Annotated in this window: 11 protein-coding genes; 5 read left to right on the top strand and 6 right to left on the bottom strand. The window is 36.8% G+C overall.

Translation table 11 applies throughout. The features are described from left to right. Positions 1–125: 125 nt before the first annotated feature. From nadA to ACQQ6V_RS09355, 3 genes are all read right to left on the bottom strand, one after another. On the bottom strand, positions 126–1,142 hold the full coding sequence (gene nadA, locus ACQQ6V_RS09345) for a quinolinate synthase NadA (protein ID WP_448845251.1): 1,017 nt from the start codon (positions 1,140–1,142) through the stop codon (positions 126–128). A 20-nt stretch (positions 1,143–1,162) separates the two neighbouring features. After that, a complete protein-coding gene (gmk, locus tag ACQQ6V_RS09350; RefSeq protein ID WP_448845252.1) occupies positions 1,163–1,726 on the bottom strand; it encodes a guanylate kinase in 564 nt (187 codons plus the stop codon). A gap of 63 nt (positions 1,727–1,789) precedes the next feature. After that, positions 1,790–2,647 carry a YicC/YloC family endoribonuclease gene (locus tag ACQQ6V_RS09355; protein WP_448845253.1) on the bottom strand — a complete coding sequence of 286 codons (858 nt, stop codon included), beginning with the start codon at positions 2,645–2,647 and terminating at the stop codon, positions 1,790–1,792. Between the two features lie 242 nt (positions 2,648–2,889). Between ACQQ6V_RS09355 and lpxK the strand changes: the two genes are divergently transcribed. The 5 genes from lpxK to ACQQ6V_RS09380 all read left to right on the top strand — a co-directional run bounded on the left by lpxK (position 2,890) and on the right by ACQQ6V_RS09380 (position 8,421). After that, positions 2,890–3,915 carry a tetraacyldisaccharide 4'-kinase gene (gene lpxK / locus ACQQ6V_RS09360; RefSeq protein WP_448845254.1) on the top strand — a complete coding sequence of 342 codons (1,026 nt, stop codon included), beginning with the start codon at positions 2,890–2,892 and terminating at the stop codon, positions 3,913–3,915. Beyond that, complete coding sequence (locus ACQQ6V_RS09365) at positions 3,899–4,714, top strand: purine-nucleoside phosphorylase (RefSeq protein ID WP_448845255.1); 816 nt, start codon at positions 3,899–3,901, stop codon at positions 4,712–4,714. Before lpxK ends, ACQQ6V_RS09365 begins: the two co-directional genes overlap by 17 nt. Before the next feature lie 290 nt (positions 4,715–5,004). Beyond that, positions 5,005–5,520 (top strand): TlpA family protein disulfide reductase, encoded by a 516-nt coding sequence (locus ACQQ6V_RS09370; RefSeq protein WP_448845256.1) that lies wholly within the window; start codon positions 5,005–5,007, stop codon positions 5,518–5,520. A gap of 44 nt (positions 5,521–5,564) precedes the next feature. Beyond that, positions 5,565–6,653, top strand: a complete 1,089-nt coding sequence (dinB, locus tag ACQQ6V_RS09375) for a DNA polymerase IV (protein WP_448845257.1) — start codon at positions 5,565–5,567, stop codon at positions 6,651–6,653. Between the two features lie 61 nt (positions 6,654–6,714). Next, positions 6,715–8,421, top strand: a complete 1,707-nt coding sequence (locus tag ACQQ6V_RS09380; protein ID WP_448845258.1) for an OmpA family protein — start codon at positions 6,715–6,717, stop codon at positions 8,419–8,421. Positions 8,422–8,500: 79 nt separating this feature from the next. On the opposite strand, the gene ACQQ6V_RS09385 is transcribed toward ACQQ6V_RS09380, so the two are convergent. The 3 genes from ACQQ6V_RS09385 to rpoC form a co-directional block, all read right to left on the bottom strand. Beyond that, entirely contained in the window at positions 8,501–9,769 is a 1,269-nt protein-coding gene (locus tag ACQQ6V_RS09385) for an alkaline phosphatase family protein (RefSeq protein ID WP_448845259.1), read from the bottom strand. A 271-nt stretch (positions 9,770–10,040) separates the two neighbouring features. Beyond that, positions 10,041–10,346 carry a DUF3467 domain-containing protein gene (locus ACQQ6V_RS09390; protein ID WP_448845260.1) on the bottom strand — a complete coding sequence of 102 codons (306 nt, stop codon included), beginning with the start codon at positions 10,344–10,346 and terminating at the stop codon, positions 10,041–10,043. A 108-nt stretch (positions 10,347–10,454) separates the two neighbouring features. Continuing rightward, positions 10,455–14,720, bottom strand: coding sequence for a DNA-directed RNA polymerase subunit beta' (gene rpoC / locus ACQQ6V_RS09395; protein ID WP_448845261.1), 4,266 nt, complete (start codon positions 14,718–14,720; stop codon positions 10,455–10,457). Between the last annotated feature and the right edge of the window lie 53 nt (positions 14,721–14,773).

The raw sequence follows: 14,773 nt of genomic DNA on the forward strand, positions 1-14,773 counted from the left end.
GGCATCCTTGGGAGCGGAGCGAGGCGACGGAGCGTAAGCGGAGTCGTCCGAGCGAAGCACTCCAAGATACAGCGGATAGCCCGACCGCTAACTTAGGAAAGTCATGGCGCGGGATTGCCCAAAGATTACTTGATGCTTTTGGATAAGTCTAACATGGCTTCGATGGGCTTCAAAGCTTTTAGGCGAAGTTCTTCATCGATTAAGATCTCCGGCAACTCATACTTCATGCATAGATAAAGTTTCTCCATCGTATTACGCTTCATGTAAAAGCACTCACTGCAATTGCAACTTTCGTCAAATACCAAAGCAGGAATCAATTCTTTATGCGGAGCGCGCTTCTTCATCTCATGCAAAATACCTTCTTCTGTCGCAATGATAAATTGTTGTGCATCACTTGTCTCAACATAGTCAAGCAAAGCCGATGTAGAGCCAATAAAATGCGCTAGCTTAAGCACAGATTCTTCGCTTTCTGGATGCGCAATAAGTTTGGCTTCTGGATGATCTACCAATTGCTGTGCGATACGCTCCATAGAAAACGCCTCGTGAACGATGCAACTACCATCCCACAAAATCATATCTCTTCCTGTTTTCTGAGATAAATATCTACCCAAATTTTTGTCTGGCGCGAAGATAATTGGTCGATCGGTTGGCAAAGCTTCTATAATAGTTTCGGCATTAGAGCTGGTTACGATGATATCACTTTCTGCTTTAGTTTCAGCATTACAATTGATGTAAGTCGCAATTAAAGCATTGGGATGTTCTGCTCTCATCTTTCTAAGTCCTTCTCCACTGCATCCGTCTGCCAATGAGCATCCAGCCAATGTATCTGGCAACACAACTTTCTTGGTAGGGTTAAGGATTTTAGCAGCTTCTGCCATAAAATGAACGCCACAAAATACAATCATATCTGCATCTGTATCTTTTGCCTGACGTGCCAATTGCAAAGAATCTCCCAAGAAATCTGCGATATCCTGGATCTCTCCTGGCTGATAGTAATGTGCTAAAATTACCGCATTTTTTTCTTCTTTAAGCTTAAGAATGGCTTTTACCAAATCTTCGCCTTGCGGAATTGCTATATCTTTAATGTCCAAAAACCCTCTTACCGGAAGGTTAGACGTTGCTTTTTCTAATGTTTGTTCCATATCCTTTTTATCTCCTTAAATTAAGAATTAATGAATGATTGCAAAATGCTTTCCAAATTTTGTTTAGCAATATCTAAATCGTCATTAATTACTATTTTGTCGAATTGACTCTGAAAAGCCATTTCTTCTTCCGCTTTTTCTACACGGGTTTTTATAGTTTCTGCTGAATCTGTTGCGCGCGAGATTAATCGTCTCTCCAACTCTTCTATATTAGGTGGCGCAATAAAAATAGATAATGCCTGCTCACCAAATATCTTCTTAAGAGCAACGCCTCCTTTGACATCCACATCAAAGATTACAATTTTATTACTTTTCCAGATTCTTTCTATTTCTTCTTTTAAAGTACCATAAAATTTGTCGGTGTAGACTTCTTCAAATTCTACAAAATGTTCTTTTGAAATCCTATCCCGAAACTCATCCGGCGTTAAGAAATAATAATCTTCGCCGTGTTTTTCCTCGCCTCGCGGACTTCTTGTTGTTGCAGAAATCGAAAATTGTAACTCAGAAAATTGTCCCAAGCTATGCTTAACTAAAGTTGTTTTGCCACTGCCTGATGGCGCAGAAAATATGATGACTTTGTTCATTATTGATAGAAGTTAGATAAGAGATTAGAAGTTGGATTTTAGATTTTAGAAATTTAAAGACGATTACAGGACGTTAAGAGTTTGTTCTTTAATCTTTTCTAAGTCGTCTTTCATTTCGACTACTAATTTTTGAATCGCTGCATGATTAGCTTTTGATCCTAAAGTATTAATCTCACGACCCATTTCTTGAGAAATAAAGCCTAATTTCTTTCCGTTAAAATCTTCTTTGACCATAACTTCCTGATAATATTTGAGATGTTGCGCTAGTCTTACTTTTTCTTCAGAAACATCCAGCTTCTCTGTGTAATATGCCATTTCTTGGTAAAAACGCGTCTCATCCAGATTATCGAATTCCTTCAGTGTATTTTGATAACGTTCTTTGATTACTGTTATTCTTTCTTCTTCATATTGAGGAACTTCAGTTAACTTAGCCTCAATACTTTTGATATTTTTATCTAGTTCTATTTGTAAGTTTTGACCTTCAGTTTTTCTAAATTCTAAAAACTTTACAACGGCCTCATTAACCACTGAGAATAGAAACTTCCATTCTGCATCTTCGATATCTGCACTTTTATTGGTGATGGCTTCTGGCATACGCACAGCCATTTTAAGATATTCTATCTCGTCAGAACTTGGAGAGATCTCTCTAAGTTGATTGATATAATTTTTTACAATCTCTTGATTGATGTTGATGTCATTATTATCGTCAAGATTCTCGCAATTAACATAACAATCAACTTTACCACGCAATAATTTATCATTCAAAATCTTACGGATATCGTATTCTTTTTCTCTGTAACGCATCGGAGTTTTGATGTTAAGGTCAAAAGTCTTGCTGTTAAGCGATTTTATATCAACAGAAATTTTCTTGCCTTCGTACACCGCTTCTGCGCGTCCGAATCCCGTCATAGATAATACCATAGTTCTATTTTATAGATGCAAATATAATGATGTTGAACGAAAAATGAGAGTTAATCAACTTTTAATGCTTATCAGGAAGCTATTTTGTAATTATTAAAAAGAAATAATCAGCCAAAACTTGCATTTTTTACTAAAACCAACACCATAACTTTTTATTAAAAACATCACATGAAGCCATAAATTAACATTTTTATTAAATTAAACCTTGATAAAAAATTTTAAATATTGTATTTTTGTCGGCTATGAAAAGATGGTATCTCTACCCTTTTTCCTTAGGTTATCATTTAGGAACTTCCATTAGAAACCGAATGTATGACTGGGGAATTTTTTCTTCAAAACAATTTAAAACCTCCATCATTGGTGTGGGTAACTTGTCTGTTGGCGGTAGCGGAAAATCTCCTATGGTCATGTATCTGGCTGATTTTTTATCAAAATATTACCGTACAGGCGTATTATCAAGAGGTTATGGCAGAGTAACCAAAGGTTATGGCGTTGTTAACTATGATAGCAATTATAAAGTAGTTGGTGATGAGCCTATGCAACTCTTCGAAAGATTCAAAAATCGTTTCGTTATTGGTGTCTGTGAAGACCGTGTTTTCGGAGCCAAAAAGCTGATAGAAGACATGGATCTTAATGCCTTGGTTTTGGATGACAGCTATCAACACCGCGCTATAAAACCAGGACTTAATCTTCTGTTGACAGATTATAATGACCCTTATTTTAAAGATTATATTCTCCCAGCAGGTGACTTACGAGAAAGCAGAAGAGGTGCCAAAAGAGCCGACATCATTATGGTTACTAAGTGTCCTGATGACCTTACAGAAGAGAAAAAGCAATATTACATCTCCAGAATAAGACCTCAACATTACCAAAAAGTTTTTTTCTCAGCAATTGCCTATGACGAAAACATTATGAGTCTGGACAAATATATGCCCGTTAAAAATTTGGACTATTATGATGTTCTACTGATAACTGGTATTGCTAATCCGACACAAATCCTAAAAGAAGTCGGAAAATACACCAAGAAAATTAAACATCTTAAATATAAAGACCATCACAATTTTACCGATGACGACATCAAAAAAATTGTAGCTGAATATAAAAAATTAGGAGAATATAAACTCATCCTAACCACAGAGAAAGATTATGTACGCCTTAAGACTTTTGATTATCTACGAGAAAAAGTTTATTATTGGCCTATAAATGTAGAAATAGACAAACAAGAAGAATTCAACCAAATCATTATCGATTATGTTAGAAAAAATTAAAGAGACCGCAGCGTTTATCAAAAATATCATTCAGGATACGCCTGATTTTGCTATTGTTTTAGGGTCTGGGCTAGGAAAATTACAAGACGAATTGCAACCTATCCGCACCATCGAATATGGCGACATCCCTAATTTCCCAGAAGTTACCGTTGTTGGTCACGGAGGCAAGTTAATCTATGGTATCCTAGAAGGCAAAAAAGTATTAATGATGAGCGGACGTTTTCATTATTACGAAGGTTATCCGATGGAAACTGTTACGTTCCCTTTCCGAGTATTTCATTTATTAGGAATTAAAAATTTACTTTTATCTAATGCATCTGGAGGTGTTAATCCTAACTTCAGCGTTGGTGATATCATGCTTGTAAAAGACCATATCAACATGATGCCTGAGCATCCGTTGAGAGGCAAAAACATAGACGAGTTAGGTCCACGTTTCGTTGATATGAGCGAACCTTATAACAGAACGATGTTACAAACGGCTAAAGATGTTGCTTCAGAAAGTAACATTTTAGTTCACGAAGGTGTATATGTTGGTTTGCAAGGTCCTACTTTTGAGACACCATCAGAGTACGGTTTAGTAAGATTTATCGGTGGTGATGCCGTTGGGATGAGCACTGTGCCAGAAGTGATCGTGGCTAAGCATATGGGTATGGATTGTTTCTGTATCTCTATTATTACCGATCTTGGTGGCCCAGAGATTGCTTTTGCAGTTTCTCACGAAGAAGTTCTTAATGCCGCTAACAAAGCGATGCCAAACGTTATAAAAATCGTTAAAGGATTGGTTAAGAATTATAACTAATCTATTTTTCAATCAATATAAAAATGCACTTAGAATCATATCTGAGTGCATTTTTTATTTTTGGGCGCCTATATCCATCTTCCGCTCCCGCTTTTCAAGTAAAGTAAGGCGGACACTTTCGCTTCGCTCAGCGTCCACCTCACATTACAGAAAGAGCTCCGCTCAAGCTGGGGCGCAGGCAATCGTACCCAACCCAATCACATATACTCAATCGCCACATCAAAATATTATCATTTATCAACAAAACAATAGAAATTCATTTCTTAGATTTGCAGTAAGTTAATATAACAATGAAGAAGATCATCAGCATACTTGCTATAGGAATATTTAGCATCAGCTATTCTCAAAAAATCCCTAGCGTCTTAAAAACCGAATTTTCTAAAGCAGCATTAGCTCAAAAATTAGAAGACAAAGACGGCAAGAAAATAAGTATTCAAAATATTCTAGACCAACATAAAGGCAAAGTTTTGGTCATTGATTTCTGGGCAAGTTGGTGCAGAGATTGTCTTTTGGCATTGCCCAAAGCAGAAGAATTAGAAAAGAACAATCCTAATATCAATTTCGTTTTCTTGTCATTAGAACGATCCAAAGAAGGCTTTGACAAAAGTTTAGCAAGATTCAGCATGAAAGAAAAAGAAAATTATTGGTTTTCTAACGGCTGGAAAAACGATTTCAATAATTACATCGACCTCAATTGGATCCCAAGATATATGGTAATTAACCAAAAATCGGGCATTGCAAAATATTATGCTATCTCCCCAGAAGATCCAGATATCCAGAAAACGATTGATAATCTTTTAAAATAGACTCAAGGCAAAAGCTTTGAGTTTTTTATTTATAAATTTGTGCAATGCCATCATCTCAAAGAAAAATTATTCATGTTGATATGGACGCTTTCTATGCGTCCGTAGAGCAGTTGGATAATCCAGACTTGAGAGGTAAACCTATCGCTGTTGGCGGTGGGCACAGAGGTGTAGTTTCTGCGGCAAGTTATGAAGCCAGAAAATACGGCGTAAGATCCGCAATGCCAAGTAAAACAGCTAGAGAAAAATGTCCGCATCTCATTTTTGTCCCGCATAGATTTCAGCGGTACAAAGAGATTTCTAGGACGATAAGAAATATCTTTTATGATTATACCGATCTTGTAGAGCCACTTTCTTTAGACGAAGCTTACTTAGATGTCACCGAAAATAAAAAAGGCATAGAATCTGCGAATCAAATTGCTCGCGAAATAAGAAAACGGATTTTTGAGGAAACAGGATTAACAGCTTCGGCAGGAATTTCTGTCAACAAATTTTTAGCAAAAGTAGCCTCTGATATTAATAAACCGAATGGTCAAAAAACCATACATCCACAACATATAGAACCTTTTTTAGAAGAGCTTCCCGTGGAAAAATTTTATGGTGTAGGCAAGGTTACCGCTAATAAAATGTACAGCCTTTCTATCTATAAAGGTGCAGATCTTAAGAAAAAAACACTGCAACAGCTCACACAACTGTTCGGGAAGTCAGGACAATATTATTATAATGTTGTACGAGGCATCCATAACAGTGAAGTAAAACCTAACAGAATCCAAAAAAGTGTTGCTGTAGAGCGGACTTTCTCCGATGATCTTTCTGACGAACAACAGATTAATGACAAACTAAAAAGCCTGAGCGAAGAACTTTATAACAGATTATCTAGACATCAAATATTAGGTAAATCTTTAACTTTAAAAATCAAATACAAGGATTTTTCTCTTTACACAAGGAGCTTTACCAGGAACGATTATTATCAATCTACCGAAGATTATTATGTTACCGCCAAAAGTCTATGGCAACAACGCCCTTACGACAGAGCGGTAAGATTACTCGGTTTATCATTATCTAATCTTAACACGGACGATAAGAAACAAGTATCTATACAACTAAAAATCCCTTTCGAAGAGTTTGAGAATTAAGTCTCTGTATATAAAATCTTTAACCAGAAAATATTGTTAAATTTGTTTCAAACTTATTTTCGTGAAAAAATTCTATCAATTTTCTCTACTTATTTTCTTTTTTACATTTTACAATGCACAATATTGGGAGGATTCTGGCTTTAGACTAGGTATTAAAGGCGGGTTAGACGTCCCTTCTCTAGATAACAAAACGCCTTATATAGATTATAAATTAGGCGTCAATCTTGGCATTTCTGCTGATTATTATTGGGATCGGATTGGTGCAGGTGCTGATATTGATTATTTTTCTAATGCTAGCAAAAGCACTTTCCCTACGGACAATTTGTATTTTGGGACAACGCGATTAACCAATTTTTCTTTATCCGAAAATAACATAAAAAGGCTTTTCATTGGTATTGGGCCTAATTTTAAACATCAGATCAACGATGATTTTTCTGCAATTCTTAAATTGAGAGGTGGCATAAGTACAGTAAAAGGTGGCGATTTGTCATTAACCTCAACATTTAATTCTAATCAAACTTCAATTCTAAATTATCATAATAATTATGATGCGAAAAATATACTTTCTGCTAAAGCGCAATTAGAATTCAATTATTTCTTTAGCGATAATTTTGGGTTAAATTTCGGTGCTTATTTCATAGAACATTTTAAGGTTAAAGACAATGACCAATCGTCAATTGCTTCTTCCTATTTTCCTTTTATAGCCAATAATAACAATAACAATCTGGATATAATCTCCGGAAGTCAATTTCGTAATACCAACAACCACGAAGCCCATTCTTACGGCGCTTTTGTGGGGTTCACTTACAAATTCTCTGACACACCAAAACATAAAAAAAAGAGTAACTCACCGCATCCGTATCAACTCCAGATTACCGCTAAAGATGCTTACACAGGAGAAATATTGCCGTATTCTGAAGTTGCAGTCTATAATAGTCAAGGACAACGTTCTTACTACGGAACAACCAATAACAAAGGCGAAATTACCTTTAAAAATGTGAAACCTGACGATTATGAAGTTAAAGGAAAGTTCCGAGAGATTACTTTGGTCAATACTAAAGTCGAAAAGAAGACAATGTTGATATTAATTCCGATGAAAATAGACATCGAGAACCAAGATGAGCGTTTTGTTATCGAAGGAAAAGTAACAGATTGCAACTCCCAAAAACCATTGAAATTCTCTACCGTTACTCTAAAAAACGAAACAACCAAGGAGGTTACAAATATCAAAACCAACGAAGATGGAACATTCAGTTTTATGGCTTCTAAAGACGATATCTTAAGCATCTATGGCAAAAAAGGCAATTATTTTTCTCAAACCGAAAACCTCAACGCATCATCTAACGATCGCAAGAAAAAACTCTTTATCAACCTTCAAGTTTGCATGGAAGAAACGGTTTGTAACAAAGCTATTAACCTAAAAAACATCCATTATGACCTAGATAAATCTACCATACGAGATGATGCAAAAACCGAATTGGACAAGCTCTATCAATTTTTAATTGATAATCCAACCATAAAACTAGAGTTGTCATCTCACACAGATTCTCGCGGTTCTGACGCTTATAATCTAAAACTTTCACAAGAAAGAGCTGACGCCGTCGTTAATTATTTAGTTTCAAAAAACATTAATAAAACCAGAATTACCGCCAAAGGTTACGGCGAAACAATGCTCCTTAACGACTGTAAAAATGATGTTAATTGCACAGAATCTCAACATCAAAAAAACAGAAGAACCGAGTTTAAAGTCGTATGTGTTAATAAGTAAATAACAAAGAAACAATATTAAACAAAAAGTCTCAGCATTCATCATGTTGAGACTTTTTTATGTTAAGATGATTAAGATTCTATTTCAAGATTTTGTTAGAAACTTTCTCTGTACCATCGATAGGTGATGTAATATCCAAACCTAAAATCTTAGTAACAATGGGATAAACATTAACGTTATCAAAAGCTTTGATGTCTAAATTTTGTTTGAAAGCTGGTCCCCAAGCCATAAAAGTCGCTCGCATTTCTGGGACTTTTCGAGGGTCGTAACCATGTTTTCCTACGCTTGTTTTTTTACCTTTTTCTAAGAAAATCTTAGGCGCTTTTGGTAAAAGTAATAACTCACCAATTCTGTTATAACGATCATCCGATTTCCCATAATGCAATCTATCAGGGAGATTGTCTGCGGTGTAAACTTTATAATCTCCATGTTGGTTTTTCTTAAGTGATTTATAAACCGACTGGATCACATCAGGATTTTTGACCTTTACTCTAAGCAAAGTCTGGCTGTTGTAATAATCGAAACGTTCTTTATCCTTAAGCACTTCCGGGATGTCCATCGCATTTTCTTTATCTACCTTGATCATCCCATGATCTGACACAAAGATGAAATTAACATTCTTTAGTCCTAAAGCATTTACTTTTTGAACTAACTCACCGATGCTTTGATCTACAGATTTTACTGCTTTTTCGGTTTCTAGTGTATCAGGTCCGTAACGATGTCCGTTGCCATCTACTTCTGGGAAATACATCGTGATAAAATGTGGACGCTGTGCTTCTGGTAACTTCAACCAATTGAGGACAATATTAATTTTTGTATCATTATTGAATTTCTCATGATAGTTATAATAATAGGTTGGTCTGGTTTTGCCAGCATCGCTCTGAGAGCTTACCCAAAATAAAGATGCTGCCAACAGTCCTTGTTCTTCGGCAAGACTCCATAATGGTTTTCCACCGTACCAAGAGCCGTCACTCACGATCTTATCATCGTTCATCTTATAGTTTTCTTTCCGAGTATAATCGTAGAAGAAATTGTCTATCAATCCATGATGCGACGGATATAATCCTGTTACCAATGTATAATGGTTGGGGAATGTAATCGATGGATAACTGGGCGTCATATAATCTGCTCTTACGCCTTCTGTGGATAATCGGTTAAGATTTTCGGCGTTATATTTATTGGCATAGTCGTATCGAAATCCATCGGCAGAAATCATGATAACGTAAGGCTTATCATTGAAATCTACGGCGGTATTAACCCGATTAGGAACCACAACCTGTGCGGTGTCTGCTTGCGCATAGCTCCAACTGAATAAAGATAGCTGCAGAATGACGAAGAACTTTTTCATTGTTTTAAAGATTTACTTTTTACGATTGCAAAATTATAGCTCTTCTACAATATAGAGAACTTAATTGTGGTAAGGTTTTGTTAATTGTTACGCCCATCTGCGCCCCGGCTTGAGCGGAGCTCTTTTTTCTGCGTGAGGCGATGATGAAGCGCAAGCGAAATTATTGCCTCACGCAGAAAAAAAGCGGGAACGGAAGACGGATATAGGCGCCCAAAATAAAAAAATCCCGACTCTTAATAGAATCGGGATTAATATGTTGTTAAGAAAAATCTTAAGCTTGTACGTTGTTACCTCCTAATACGAAAGGCTCTACTTCTTTGATCTCTCCGAATTGCTGCTCATAGTTAGCAACATTCTGTTGTAATGCAGTAAGTACTCTCTTAGCGTGAAGTGGCGCAAGAATTACTCTAGAACGCACGTTAGCTTGTTGTACACCTGGCATTAACTGGATGAAATCTACTACAAATTCTGAAGGAGAATGGTTAACCAAAGCTAGGTTACAGTATACTCCTGCAGCGATCATCTCGTTAAGGTTGATGTTGATGTTGTTTGGATCTTGGTTTTGATTGTTGTCCATTTTAAAATTTTATTTTTTAGATGTTTGATTTTAGAAGTTAGATTTTAGATAACTTTCATTGCAAATATACAAATCTAATATCTTAAATCTAACCTCTATCATCTTATTTTAGTTAATATCTTCGAATTCTTTTTTAGAACCTACGATAACATTCTGATACTCTTTAAGTCCTGTACCTGCAGGGATTCTGTGTCCTACAATTACATTTTCTTTCAGTCCGCTCAAGAAGTCTATCTTACCTGATACAGCTGCTTCGTTAAGTACTTTGGTAGTTTCCTGGAACGATGCTGCAGACATAAATGACTTAGTCTGTAACGCTGCTCTTGTAATACCTTGTAATACTGGCGTTGCTGTTGCTGGAAGTGCTTCTCTTACTTGTACTAAAGCTTGATCTTCACGTTTTAGCTTAGAGTTCTCGTCACGAAGTTCTCTTGCAGTAATCATCTGACCTGCTTTCAATTCTTTAGAATCTCCAGCGTCAACTACTACTTTAAGACCGAATACACGGTTGTTCTCTTCTAAGAAATCATACTTGTGTTCTAGTGCTCCTTCCAAGAATTGTGTATCTCCGCCATCCACAATCGAAACTTTGGTCATCATCTGACGAACGATAATCTCGAAGTGTTTGTCATCAATTTTCACCCCTTGTAGACGGTAAACCTCTTGGATCTCATTAACAAGGTATTCTTGTACTGCAGTTGGTCCTTTGATGTGAAGGATATCGTCTGGCGTAACTGATCCATCTGATAATGGTGAACCTGCTGTTACGAAGTCATTTTCCTGTACCAAGATCTGGTTAGATAATTTAACCAAATATTTCTTGATTTCACCAGTTTTAGCTTCTACAACTAATTCTCTGTTACCTCTCTTGATCTTACCGTAAGATACTACACCGTCGATCTCTGTAACAACTGCCGGGTTGGAAGGGTTACGAGCTTCGAACAATTCTGTAACTCTCGGTAGACCACCGGTGATATCCCCTGCCTTAGCAGATTTTCTAGGGATTTTAACCAAGACTTTACCAGCCTTAATTTTTTCTCCGTCGTTAACCATAAGGTGGGCACCAACTGGTAAGTTATATGCTTTTTGCTCGATACCTTTAGAGTCAACCACTTTAAGTGTTGGTACAGCTTTTTTGTTTCTAGATTCAGAGATTACTTTCTCTTCGAAACCTGTCTGCTCATCAATCTCTAATTGGAATGAAATACCTTGGATAATATCTTCGTACTCTACTTTACCAGAAGTTTCTGCAATAATTACGGCGTTATATGGATCCCATTTCGCGATCATATCACCTTTGCTTACTTTGTCTCCTGGCTTCACGAATAATGATGAACCATAAGGTACGTTAGCCACCATGATAGGTGTACGTGCTTCATTATCCATTACCAAACGGAATTCTGTAGAACGAGATACAACGATGTCTGCAGTGTTACCATTTTCGTCTTCAGACTTAATAGTTCTGATTTCGTCCATTTCTACAATACCGTCTCTCTTAGCTACGATAGATGGATTTTCTGAGATGTTACCTGCAGTACCCCCTTGGTGGAAAGTTCTCAATGTTAACTGAGTACCTGGCTCACCAATAGATTGTGCAGCAATTACACCAACAGCTTCTCCCATATGGATGCCTTTACCTGTTGCCAAATTACGTCCGTAACACTTAGCACAGATACCTTTCTTAGCCTCACAAGTTAATGGAGAACGTACTTCTACGGCCTCGATACCTGCAGCTTCGATTTTCTTAGCAATCACTTCATCTACCAAGTCATCTGCGTTAGCAATTAACTCATCTGTCTCTGGATCATAAATATTATGTAAAGAAACTCTACCTAATACTCTTTCTGAAATTCTCTCTACGATATCATCATTTTTCTTAAGAGCTGTAATTTCTGTACCTCTTAATGTACCACAATCTTCTTGTGTAACGATAACGTCCTGAGCAACATCTACCAAACGACGTGTTAAGTAACCTGCATCGGCAGTCTTAAGAGCGGTATCCGCAAGACCTTTACGAGCACCGTGGGTTGAGATAAAGTACTCCAAAATCGAAAGACCTTCTTTAAAGTTTGCGATAATTGGGTTTTCGATAATCTCAGCACCTACAGAACCTGCTTTTTGTGGTTTTGCCATCAATCCTCTCATACCTGATAACTGACGAATCTGCTCCTTAGAACCCCTTGCACCAGAATCAAGCATCATGTATACAGAGTTGAAACCACCTTGGTCGGTTTTCATTCTGCTCATGATCATTTCAGTTAATCCTGCGTTGGTATTAGTCCAAACGTCAATTACCTGATTATAACGTTCTGTATCTGTAATAAGACCCATGTTATAGTTAGCCTTAATTTCGTCAACAGACTCAATTGCCGTAGCAATCATTGTTTTCTTCTCTACAGGAACTACGATATCTCCTAGTGAGAACGATAATCCTCCTTTGAATGCGTTAGAATAACCTAAGTCTTTCATATCATCCAAGAACTTAACCGTTGTAGGGAAATCCGTATCATCTAAGATCTTACCGATAACATTTCTAAGAGATTTCTTAGTCAATAATTCATCGATATATCCTACTTGTTTAGGAACAATTTGGTTAAACAAAATTCTACCAACAGTCGTAGGGATTAATCTTGTTACCAATTCTCCATCTTCTTTAACGGGAAGACGACATCTTACTTTTGCATTAAGAGACACTTGTCCTTCTGCATAAGCGATCTCTACTTCTTCTGGAGAATAGAAAGCAAGACCTTCGCCTTTTACTTTCATTGTTTCTGTAGAATCTAATTGTTTGGTCATAAAATATAGACCCAAAACCATATCCTGAGATGGTACCGTAATTGGAGAACCATTGGCAGGGTTAAGGATATTTTGTGAACCTAACATCAACAATTGAGCTTCCAAAATTGCTTCTGGACCCAAAGGTAAGTGTACCGCCATCTGGTCACCATCGAAATCGGCGTTGAAAGCCGTTGTTACCAATGGGTGAAGTTGGATTGCTTTACCTTCGATCATCTTAGGTTGGAAAGCCTGGATACCTAGTCTGTGAAGCGTAGGTGCTCTGTTCAATAGAACAGGGTGACCCTTCATCACACCTTCTAGGATATCATATACTACAGGTTCTTTTCTGTCGATGATTCTCTTAGCTGATTTTACAGTTTTTACAATACCTCTTTCTATTAATTTTCTAATAATAAATGGTTTGTAAAGCTCTGCAGCCATATCTTTTGGAAGACCACACTCGTGTAGTTGAAGACTAGGTCCTACAACAATTACAGAACGAGCAGAGTAGTCAACACGCTTACCTAGTAAGTTCTGACGGAAACGACCTTGCTTACCTTTCAATGAATCTGAAAGTGACTTAAGAGGTCTGTTAGATTCTGACTTAACAGCAGAAGATTTTCTTGTGTTGTCAAATAATGAATCTACAGATTCTTGAAGCATACGCTTCTCGTTTCTTAAGATTACTTCTGGAGCTTTGATCTCCAATAATCTCTTAAGACGGTTGTTTCTGATGATTACACGACGGTAAAGATCATTAAGATCGGAAGTTGCAAAACGTCCACCATCCAACGGAACTAATGGTCTTAATTCTGGTGGTATAACTGGTAAAACTCTCATTACCATCCACTCTGGACGGTTGATCATTCTTGTATTAGCACCTCTTAATGCTTCTACAACATTTAATCTTTTAAGAGCTTCTGTTCTTCTTTGCTTAGAACCTTCGTTGTGTGCTTTATGTCTTAAGTCGAAAGACAATGCATCAAGATCGATTCTTTTCAATAATTCTTCGATAGCTTCTGCTCCCATCTTCGCAACGAATTTGTTAGGGTCAGCATCATCAAGATATTGATTTTCGATAGGAAGAGTTTCTAATACGTCTAGATATTCTTCTTCTGTTAAGAATTCTTTATCATCGAAATCAGAACCGTCTGCTTTCTTAGCGATACCTTGCTGGATTACTACATATCTTTCGTAGTAGATAATCATGTCTAATTTCTTAGAAGGAATCCCTAGAAGGTAACCGATTTTGTTAGGTAAAGAACGGAAATACCAGATGTGTGCAATAGGAACTACCAAATTGATATGCCCAATACGCTCACGTCTTACTTTTTTCTCTGTCACTTCTACCCCACAACGGTCACATACGATCCCTTTATAACGGATACGTTTGTATTTTCCACAAGCACACTCATAATCCTTAATAGGACCAAAGATTTTCTCGCAGAATAAACCATCTCTTTCTGGTTTGTGTGTACGATAGTTAATCGTTTCTGGTTTTAGGATTTCACCTCTAGATTCTTGAAGAATAGATTCTGGTGAAGCTAAACCAATAGTGATTTTATTAAATCGACTAGTTTTATTTTTATTTGACATTTGTTAGATTTTTGATTTTAAATTTTTGATTTTAGATTAATTGTTTTGAATGC

It is taken from the genome of Chryseobacterium electrogenes (genome assembly GCF_053553015.1).